General features: G+C 70.0%; 9 protein-coding genes. 3 read left to right on the plus strand and 6 right to left on the minus strand.

The genetic code is table 11. From position 1 onward, the window contains the following. Nucleotides 1-3: 3 nt before the first annotated feature. Genes IEX91_RS15690 through IEX91_RS15700 form a run of 3 tightly spaced genes read right to left on the minus strand, consistent with a single transcriptional unit; the run spans nt 4 to nt 3,901 of the window. Nucleotides 4-1,023: an ABC transporter ATP-binding protein gene (locus tag IEX91_RS15690; protein ID WP_188880165.1), complete on the minus strand. Its 1,020-nt coding sequence runs from the start codon at nt 1,021-1,023 to the stop codon at nt 4-6. Beyond that, a complete protein-coding gene (locus tag IEX91_RS15695; protein WP_188880167.1) occupies nt 1,020-2,837 on the minus strand; it encodes an ABC transporter permease in 1,818 nt (605 codons plus the stop codon). The genes IEX91_RS15690 and IEX91_RS15695 overlap by 4 nt, the downstream gene beginning before the upstream one ends. Further along, nucleotides 2,810-3,901: a thiamine ABC transporter substrate-binding protein gene (locus IEX91_RS15700; RefSeq protein ID WP_188880168.1), complete on the minus strand. Its 1,092-nt coding sequence runs from the start codon at nt 3,899-3,901 to the stop codon at nt 2,810-2,812. Before IEX91_RS15700 ends, IEX91_RS15695 begins: the two co-directional genes overlap by 28 nt. A 94-nt stretch (nt 3,902-3,995) precedes the next feature. Between IEX91_RS15700 and IEX91_RS15705 the strand changes: the two genes are divergently transcribed. Continuing rightward, nucleotides 3,996-4,988 carry an AI-2E family transporter gene (locus tag IEX91_RS15705; RefSeq protein ID WP_188880170.1) on the plus strand — a complete coding sequence of 331 codons (993 nt, stop codon included), beginning with the start codon at nt 3,996-3,998 and terminating at the stop codon, nt 4,986-4,988. Here the strand turns inward: IEX91_RS15705 and IEX91_RS15710 are convergent. Then, nucleotides 4,985-5,779, minus strand: coding sequence for a sulfurtransferase (locus tag IEX91_RS15710; protein WP_188880172.1), 795 nt, complete (start codon nt 5,777-5,779; stop codon nt 4,985-4,987). The genes IEX91_RS15705 and IEX91_RS15710 overlap by 4 nt on opposite strands. Before the next feature lie 233 nt (nt 5,780-6,012). Between IEX91_RS15710 and IEX91_RS15715 the strand changes: the two genes are divergently transcribed. After that, a complete protein-coding gene (locus IEX91_RS15715; RefSeq protein WP_188880174.1) occupies nt 6,013-6,879 on the plus strand; it encodes a sulfurtransferase in 867 nt (288 codons plus the stop codon). 195 nt (nt 6,880-7,074) lie between these two features. Continuing rightward, complete coding sequence (locus IEX91_RS15720; RefSeq protein WP_188880175.1) at nt 7,075-7,707, plus strand: rubrerythrin family protein; 633 nt, start codon at nt 7,075-7,077, stop codon at nt 7,705-7,707. On the opposite strand, the gene IEX91_RS15725 is transcribed toward IEX91_RS15720, so the two are convergent. After that, nucleotides 7,704-7,910 carry a hypothetical protein gene (locus IEX91_RS15725; protein ID WP_188880176.1) on the minus strand — a complete coding sequence of 69 codons (207 nt, stop codon included), beginning with the start codon at nt 7,908-7,910 and terminating at the stop codon, nt 7,704-7,706. The two genes, IEX91_RS15720 and IEX91_RS15725, sit on opposite strands and share 4 nt — an antisense overlap. A 37-nt stretch (nt 7,911-7,947) precedes the next feature. Further along, nucleotides 7,948-8,607: a metallophosphoesterase family protein gene (locus tag IEX91_RS15730; protein WP_188880177.1), complete on the minus strand. Its 660-nt coding sequence runs from the start codon at nt 8,605-8,607 to the stop codon at nt 7,948-7,950. Nucleotides 8,608-8,886: the final 279 nt, after the last annotated feature.

Consider the following 8,886-nt stretch of genomic DNA (forward strand, 5'->3'; position numbering starts at 1 on the left):
GGGTCAGCGCTCCAGCACGACCGCCTCGTCCGGGTCGAATCCGAGCGTCACGCGCCCCGTCGGGGCGTCGTCGAGGCGCGCGACGATCGACCGACCGTTCCAGTCGAAGTGTACCCTGTAGCCGTCGCCGAGGAACTCGACGTCCGCGACGCGCGCTTCGAAGCGATTGTGCGTCGCGTTCACGTCCATCGATTCCGGCCGGACACAGCACGTCACCGCCCCCCGGTGGTCGCCCGTGACGGCGAACGACGCGTCCCCGACTCGCACGGTCGACCCCTTCGTTTCCCCTCCAACCGCTCGCCCGTCGAGACAGTTGTTCTCGCCGAGGAACGCCGCGACGAATCGCGTCTCCGGGGTCTCGTACACGGCCTCGGGCTCGCCGACCTGTTCGACTCGCCCGTCGTTCAGCACCGCGAGTCGGTCGCTCACCGCGAGCGCCTCCGATTGATCGTGCGTCACGTAGACCGTCGTCACGCCGAGCTCGCGCTGGACGCGCGTGAGCTCGAGGCGGAGCTCGTCGCGCAGCCGAGCGTCGAGCGCGGAGAGCGGTTCGTCGAGGAGGAGGACGTCCGGTGCGGGGGCGAGCGCGCGGGCGAGCGCGACGCGCTGGCGCTGCCCGCCGGAGAGCGCGTCCGGGTCGCGTCCGCCCATCCCCTCCAGGTCGACGAGCGCGAGCAGCTCCGTGACCCGGTCCTCGACCGATTTCTCCGCGGGCGGGTCGAAGCGCAACCCGTAGGCGACGTTCTCGCGCACCGTCATCATCGGGAAGAGCGCGTAGTGTTGGAAGACGACGCCGACGTCGCGCTCCTCCGGTGGGACGCCGGAGACGTCGGTGCCGTCGAATCGCACTGCACCGGCGTCGGGCGTTTCGAGGCCCGCGATGCAGCGCAGCGTCGTCGTCTTCCCGCAGCCCGAGGGGCCGACGAGCGTGAAGAACTCGCCGTCCCGGACGGTGAGGTCGACCCCGCGCAGCGCCGTCGCGTCCCCGTACGCCCGCTCGACGCCGGCGAGTTCGAGGCTCATCGCTCCCACCGCCCGCCGAGGCGTTCGACGACGACGAAACTCGCCGCCGTGACGACGAGGAGGACCGTCCCCATCGCGGCCGCGGGGCCGAGATACGGGCCGACCGAGGGGTTCGAGAGGTAGCGTTCGAGGGCGATCGGCATCGTGTACGACGCCCCGTCGCGTGCGAGGACGATAGTCGCGTTGAACTCGCCGACGCTGATCGCGAAGGCGAACGCCGCGCCGGCGACGACGCCCGGCGCGACGAGCGGCAGGGTGACGTCGCGGAACGCCCGCGTGGGACCGGCACCGAGGGTGCGCGCGGCGGCGACGAGATCGTCCTCGACGCGCGCGAGTAAGGGCGCGACGTTCCGCACGACGAACGGATACCCTCCGACGGCGTGTGCGGCGACGATGGCCACGGGGCCCGTGACCGCAAGATGGTACCCGAACAGATCGACGCCGAAGACGAGACCGCGGAGGAGTCCGATCCCCGTGACGACGCCGCTGACGGCGAGCGGTGCCATCAGGAGCGCGCCGCTGAGCCGCCGGAGTCGACCCTCGCCGCCGGTGACGACGGCGACGCTGACGCCCATCGGGACGGCGAGTGCGACCGCACCCACGGCGAACAGCAGACTGTTGGAGACGGCGACCGTCGGGCGCGCGCCGCCGCTGCCCAACTGCTGGGCGAGGAGGAACGCGTAGTTGGCCGCGGACAGCGATCCCCCGCGGGTGAGGCTTTCCGCGACCATGCTGGCGAGCGGGCCGACGTAGAGGACGAGCGCGATGCACGCGTACGCGAGCGCGAGGAGGCGGCCGGCGCTCGGCGGGCCGAGCAACGGGACGCGCGGGACCGACGCGGTCGCGGTGTCGCGCCCGCCGCGTCGCTCGACGCGCAGGTAGACGTAGGTGAGCGCGAGCGTGATCGCGGCTTCGAGGACGGCGAGCGACGCCGCCTCCGGGATGCGGAGGTCGGAGGCCAGCGAGTAGATCCACACCTCGACGGTGGCGAGTCGCAGTCCCCCCAGCGCGAGGACGATGGGGAACGCCATGAAGTCGAAGACGAAGACGATGAGGACGCCCGCGAGGAAGGAGGGGAGCACCTGCGGGACGACGACGTCGACGACCGCCCGCCAGCGCGGCGCGCCGAGGGTCCGCGCGGTCTCGACGGCGCGGACGTCCACGGTCTCGGTGGCGGCGACCACGAATCGCGTGACGAGCGGCGCGTTGTAGAAGGTGAGCGCGGCGACGACGATCGGCAGCCCGAAGGCGACGTCCACGCTGAGACCGACGAGACTGAGGACGTCGTTGAGCGCGCCGTTCGTCCCGAACATCGTCGTGAACCCCACCGCGACCATGATCGCCGGGAGGACGAACGGGACGACGGTGAGCGAGCGGACCGTCTCCCGGCCGGGGAACTCGTAGCGCGCGAGGACGTACGCGCCCGGGAGACCGACGGCGACGGCCCCGGCGGTGCCGAGGAGCGCGAGGAACGCGGTGAACCCGAAGAGGCCGGTGCGGACGGCGGGGAACCCCGCCTCGGCCCACTCCGCGATCGCTCCGGGGACGCTCGCGGGATCGGCGAGCGCGCCGGCGAGCGCGCCGAAGTAGAACGGATCGGTGAGCGTCGCCCACAGCGGCGCGAGCGAGGGGTCGCCCCCGCGGGTGAACGCCGCGACGAGCACCGTCCCGACGGGGTAGTAGAAGACGACGAGGAGCACGCAACACGTGGCGAGGAACGCGCCGCGGGCACCGATCGCGTCCGCGACGCCGGCCGCGTGCGTCCGGGCGCCGTCGAGGCGTCGGCTCAGTGCTGTGCGATCAGTCGGGACCACTGTTCGACCCACTCGGAGACGTGTCCCGCGAGGTCGTCGTACGTGAGCGTGACCGGCGTCGGCGGCGTCTTCGCGTACTCGGCGTAGGTGCCGGAGAGCGATCCGGTCGTGGTCGCGGGGAACTGGTAGTTGCGCTGCGGGACGACGTCCTGTGCGGCCGGCGAGAGCACGAAGTCGACGAACGACCGAGCGAGGTCCGGGACGTCGCTGTCCGCGAAGACGGCCGTGCTCTCGGGGTTCGCGTACCCCTCGTCGTTCAGAAAGACGACCTCGTAGGCGTCGAGGTCGCGCCCCTCGTTCGCGGCGTACACCTGGTCGTTCGAGTACGAGACGACCATCGGGGCCTCGCCGGCCGTGTAGGCGTTGTACGCCGCCTGCCACGTGTCGAGGACGCGGACGTCGTTGTCGAGCAGACCCCGCCAGTAGTCGAGATAGCCGTCGCCGCCCTTCTCGTGGATCGTGTGGAGGAGGAAGGCCTTCCCCGTGTCCGAACTCTGGGCGTTCTCCGTCAGGAGGTCGCCCCGATACCGCGAGTCGAGGAGGTCGTCGAACGTCTCTGGGACGGCGTCGAGCGTTGTCGCGTCCACGACCGGCGTGATGTAGCCCGTGTCGTAGGGAAGCGCGCGTCCCTCCGGGTCTACGATCAACTCCTCTCTCACGTCGCCCGCGTGTGAGAGGTCGTCGCCGATCGCCGCGAACAGCGACGCGTCGAGCTCCCGGTCGATCAACACCAGTTCGTCCGTGTTCAATCCGACATAGACGTCCGCATCGATGGCCGCGCCCCGCCGCTTGCGCTGGACGTACTCCGCGACGTTCGACGACCCCGACGAGGGCGTCGTCCACTCGACGGCGACGCCGTCGTGTGCGGCCTCGAACTCGCGTTTAAGCCACGCGCCCGGGGAGCCGTCGCCGTCGACGAAGGAGGGGTACGTCGCGACGGTGAGCGTCCGCGTTCCGGACGCCGTCCCGGCCGTCGTGGTCGTCTCCCCACCGTCGCCCGCACACCCCGCGAGGGCGACGGCCGCCGTCGCGCCGGCCGCCCGCAGGTAGTGGCGTCGTCTCACTACGTCGTGGTCTCACCCGGTGGTACTCGTAGCTGTCGGTCCGCGCCGGGGGCCCCGCGGTGCGTTTTTACCCCCGCCCGGTGAACCTCCGCTCGTGCCGTACGCCCGCCGAACCGTCCTCATCGCCCTGCTCGCGCTCATCGCCTCGCTCGCGCTAGTCGTCCTCGCGGGCGTGCTCGGGACCGTCGTCTTCGCCACGACCGTCGCCTACCTCCTCGCCCCGGTCTATTACCGGATCGAGGACCGCGGCCTCGACCCGTGGTGGGCGGCCGCCACGACCGCCGTCGGCGCCGCCGTCGTCTCGCTCGTCCCCGCCACCGCGTTCGTCTACCTCCTCTACGTTCGCTCCAGCGGCGTCCTCGCCTTCATCCGCGCGCTCCCGGACTCCTTCGGCCTCTCGATCGCCGGCGTCGTGTACACGATCGACGTCTCGACTCTGACGGCGACGGTCGAGGGCGTCCTCCGCGACATCACCCTCTCCGTCCTCGGCTCGCTCCCCGTCCTCGGGATCAAGTTCACCCTCTTCGGCGTCCTCGTCTTCGGCCTCCTCGTCGCCCACGAGGACGCCGAGTCGGCCGTACTCGCCGCCGTCCCGCTGCGGTACCACGACGTCGTCGCGGCGCTCTCCGATCGCGCGCGCGAGACGCTGTACGCGATCTACGTTCTTCAGGCCGCCACGGCCGCCGTCACGGCCGCGATCGCCGTGCCCGTCTTCTGGCTACTGGGGTTCACGTACCCCGTGACGCTCGCGCTCGTCTGCGGCGTCCTCCAGTTCCTCCCCGTCGTCGGCCCCAGCCTCGTCGTTCTCGGCCTCGCCCTCTATCGGTTGAGCGTCGGCGACGTGACGGGCGCCATCGCCGTCCTCGTCGTCGCCGGCACGCTCGTCGCGTGGCTCCCCGACCCGCTCGTTCGCCCCCGTCTCTCCCGGCACACGGCGCGAATCCCCGGGAGTCTCTATTTCGTCGGGTTCACCGGCGGGCTCCTCACGGTCGGCGCGCTCGGCGTCATCGTCGGACCGCTCGCCGTCGCGCTCCTCGTCGAGACCGTTTCGCTCCTCGCCGACGAGGAGGGAAAGCACAGGGGCTAGCCGTCCGAGTCCGCCCCCGCTTCGAGCGGCCGGCCGGCGTCCTTCCACTCCGTGAGGCTCCCCTCGTAGAAGGAGACGTCCGGGTAGCCGAGCCACCGGAGCACGACGAAGGTGTGACTGATCCGGCGCGCCGTGTTGCAGTAGAGCACCACGTGCGTCTCGGGCGTGATCCCCTTCCCCGCGAAGATCCCCTCGACGTCCGCGCGCGCCTTCAGCCCGCGCGTCTCCTCGTCGACGACCTCCTTCCAGTCGAGGTTCACCGCTCCCGGGATGTGCCCCTCCGCGTACTCCTCCGGCTCGCGCGTGTCGACGACGATCGTGTCCTCCGCCTCGGTCGCCGCCGCGACCTCGTCGATCGTGACGAGCGGCGACTCCGCGGGGCGCGTGACGGCGTACTCCACCGCTTCCACGTCCGGCGTCGCCGTGCTCGTCTCGTGACCCTGCATCCACGCCGAGTAGTCGCCGTCGAGCAGATGGAGGTCGTCGTGACCGTAGAGCAGTGCGGTGACGAGAAAACGCGCCGCGAACACCCCGTGCGTGTCGTCGTACGCGACGATCGTCGTGTCGGCGCCGATTCCGTGCTCCCCGAGTAGCGCGGCCCACTCGTCCTCGGGCGGAAGCATCCCTTCCTCGCCGCCGCCGCGGAAGGTGTCGAAGGGGACGTTGACGGCGCCCGGCACGTGGCCGATGCCGTCGTACTCCCAGGCGTCGCGGACGTCGACGACGACGACCCCGGGATCCCCTCTGTGCACGTCTACCCACTCGGCCGAGACGATGACGTCCTCGTCCATCGCGTCGGCCTACGCCGCCCGGGTGGATACCGCTTCGGGTCCCGTCCCACGTGGCGGCTGTCCGCCCGCGTCCCTCACAGAAGCCGGCAACGAATTCTTCTTTCGGGGGCGGCCGGCCGCGACACTCGAACTCCCCCGCACCGAATACCGGCAACAAGTGCTCCGAGTTGGAAGGTGCGGGGGAACCTGCGAGGGCACGCAGAACTATATGTGCGGGGTCACAAGCGATAGACATGGTAGACGACGACTACGCCAACGACGTTCTCGTCAGCGCGGACTGGGTCGAGTCCAACCTCGACGAGTTCGAATCCGACGACCCCGAGTATCGACTCGTCGAGGTCGACGTCGACACCGAAGCGTACGAAGACTCGCACGCGCCCGGCGCCATCGGGTTCAACTGGGAGACGCAACTCCAGGACCAGACGCAACGCGACATCCTCTCCAAGGAGGACTTCGCGACCCTGCTCGGCGAGCACGGCATCAGCGACGACTCCACGGTCGTCCTCTACGGCGACAACTCCAACTGGTTCGCCGCCTACACCTACTGGCAGTTCAAGTACTTCGGCCACGAGGAGGTCTACCTCCTCGACGGCGGCCGCGACTACTGGCTCGACGAGGGGTACCCGACCACGGACGAGGTCGCCGACTTCGACTCCGTGAACTACACGCCGCGCGGCCCCTTCGAGTCCATCCGCGCCTACCGCGACGACGTCGAGAACGCCATCGATCGCGGCATTCCGCTCGTCGACGTCCGCTCGCCCGAGGAGTACAGCGGCGAGATCCTCGCGCCGCCCGGACTGCAGGAGACCGCCCAGCGCGGCGGCCACGTCCCCGGCGCGAAGAACGTCTCCTGGGCCGCGACGGTCCAGGAGGACGGCCGCTTCAAGTCCAAGGAGGAGCTCGCGGAGCTCTACGAGGACGAGGGCGTCACGAACGACCAGGAGGTCGTCGCCTACTGCCGCATCGGTGAGCGCTCCTCCATCGCGTGGTTCGCGCTCTCCGAGCTCCTCGGCTACGACGACGTCACCAACTACGACGGCTCGTGGACCGAGTGGGGTAACCTCGTCGACGCCCCCATCGAGACCGGCAGCGGCGAGTAACGCGAAACTGAAGGTTTCGCGAAGAGACGAGCGCTGAGCCATGCGGGACCGGAGGCCCCGCACGACGAAAGCGAGGCGCGAGTAACGAGGTTCCAACTTCTCCCGTTTTTCGCGTCGCGTAGCCACGGGGCTCTCTCGACTCACTTCGCCACCGGTGACGGTGGGTATTAGGCCTCCCGCGTACAAGTCGCGTTCATGACGCCAGACGAGTTCGTCGAGTCCGTCCGCGACGACAACGACACCGCGCTCTCACGCTTGGGATCCTCCAAATCGCTCTACGCCGCCACCGGCGGTGACCTCGAACCCGACGAGGTGCTGCACGCCGCCGCGGACGCCGAACACGCCGCCGCCGAGACGTTCGCCGATTGGGCCGCCGACGAAGGCACCGACACGCCCGCTGGCGAGACGTTCGCGGACGCCGCCGACCAGGAGCGCGAGCACTACGAGATCGTCCTCGGCGAACTCGACGATCACGAACCGGGCGACGACGTCTCCGCGATGCAGGCGTACCTCCGCGACCTCGACACGACCGTCGAACGCGCCGGCGGCATGATCGGACGCGTCCTCGCCACCGAGAAGTCGAAAGAACAGTACACGGGATTCTTCACCGGGCAAGCCGACCCGATGACCGCATCGACCTTCCGGGACCTCAAGGGCGACCTCGAGGGGCAACTCGACGCCGCGCGCGCTCTGCTCGATACGATCTGTGCCGACGAGACCGACTGGGACGCCGCGAAGGCCGCCGCCGACGGCGCGATCCAGGCCGCCTACGACGAGTACACCGAACAGTTGGAGTCGATGGGCGTCAACCCGAAGCCGGTCTGTTAGTCCTCTTCCCCTCGCTCCGTCGGCCGCACCTCCGGCGTCCGCTCCGGGTCGCCCGCGGCCTCACCGTACGTGACGAACAGGACCACGAGACCGCCGACGCCGCCCACGACCGCGCCGACGGGCCCGAGAAGGACGAAGCCGAGCACCGCACTCACGAGCAGGGCGATGACCGAGAGCGACCCGTAGACGAACGGTCGGTTCACGGCGACCCCCCTCTTCTCGCGCCACGCGTCACTTCGTTCATCGCCCCTCCCGGAGTCGACTCCCGGTCCCGTCCGGGAGTCCCGCCTCCGCGACGGCGTCGACGACCCGCTCGACGTCGTACTCGACTCGTCGCTCCTCGATCGTCTTCTCGTCCATGTCGAGCACCGCGTACGCGGCGCGCGGGTCACCGTCGCGCGGCTGGCCGACGCTCCCCGGGTTCACCACGAGGCCCGCCTCGAACGCCCGATACCCCTGAACGTGGGTGTGGCCGAGGACGAGTACTTCCTCGTCGCCCAAGAGCGCCGGCGAGAACTCTCGCGGGTACGTGTAGTGGTCGATTCGCTCCGGGTGATCGTGAACGACCTTCACCCGCCCGTCGCACGCGACGCGCTCCCGGGGGAGCGACCCGATCCACCGGCGCGCGTCGGCATCGAGCCGGGACCGTGCGTGCGCGACACCCGCCTGCGCCATCCCGTTCGCTCCGAAGTTGCGCTCGGACGCCACCATCCGGTCGTGGTTCCCCATCACCGTCGGGACGTCGCGTTCGCGAAGCACCTCGACGCACGCGGCCGGCCACGGATTATAGCCGACGACGTCGCCCGCACAGAGGAGCGCGTCCACGTCGGGCATGTCGTCCAATACCGCCTCCAGTGCCACCCGGTTCGCGTGGATGTCCGAGAGCAACCCGATACGCATACACGGTCGAAACGGTCCGCTCGCGCAAAAACGTCTCCCCGTGGTCGAGCGCCCGATCGCCGGATCTCCATCGATCGTTCACCCCGTGATTCGCCGTACCGCGGCGGGGGTCGGTTCGATGGGCTTTTATGTACCCCGGCGTTCTGAATGAATGCGAACGACGTGACGTGGTCCGGTTCACCCGGTGCCACTGACGCACGCCTCCGGTCGTCGCGGATGACGTGCCGCCCCGGACCCACCTCGAAGCGAGTTGGGTTCGAGGGGGTTAAGTGTTCGAGG

The organism is Halarchaeum nitratireducens, from assembly GCF_014647155.1.
Taxonomy (GTDB): domain Archaea; phylum Halobacteriota; class Halobacteria; order Halobacteriales; family Halobacteriaceae; genus Halarchaeum; species Halarchaeum nitratireducens.